At 43.9% G+C, this 713-nt stretch carries 1 protein-coding gene; it reads left to right on the forward strand.

The window, feature by feature from the left end:
* The coding region (locus tag ABN217_RS19345; protein ID WP_349459872.1) for a PrpF domain-containing protein at positions 1-702 on the forward strand (702 nt) is incomplete at its 5' end.
* Between the last annotated feature and the right edge of the window lie 11 nt (positions 703-713).

Genomic DNA, 713 nt, shown 5'->3' on the forward strand with positions numbered 1-713 from the left:
GTACGTATTCGCAACATCAATACTGATACTTTTGTTAACTCCACAATACAAACACCAAATGGGCAAGTACGCTATGAGGGGGATACTACAATTGCGAGTGTTCCTGGCCATGCAGCACCTATTTCGCTTACCTTTCTAAATGCATGTGGTACAAAAACCGGCAAATTACTGCCAACAGGGCGTGCCATTGATATATTTGATGGGGTAGAAGTGAGCTGTATTGATATGGCAATGCCAGTTGTCTTGATTGATGCTCCGCAATTAAATAAAACCGGTTATGAAACCGCAGCTCAGCTTGAATCAGATAAAGAATTTATGCAGCGCTTGGAAAGTATTCGTTGCCAAGCAGGGCTCGCAATGGGATTGGGCGATGTCAGCCAAAAAGTGATCCCCAAACCGGTATTGGTTTCCCCAGCCATTCATGGTGGGACTGTGAATGTGCGCTATTTTATGCCACATAAATGCCACGGTGCATTGGCGGTGACGGGGGCCATTGCTATTGCAACTGGCACACTCATCAATAACTCAGTAGTCAAACGTTATCTCACTAAACATGTTGATATGCAGCATATTTCGATTGAGCACCTCAGTGGTAATTTTGATGTCTCATTGAGCCAGCAAGGTGAGTTTCCTTTAGGGTTACAAGCCTCGATTATACGCACTGCTAGAAAACTATTTTCTGGAGATGTGTATGTTCCTTGATACCGCATATT

It is taken from the genome of Proteus sp. fly-1067, assembly GCF_040139345.1.
Classification (GTDB): Bacteria; Pseudomonadota; Gammaproteobacteria; order Enterobacterales; family Enterobacteriaceae; genus Proteus; species Proteus vulgaris_B.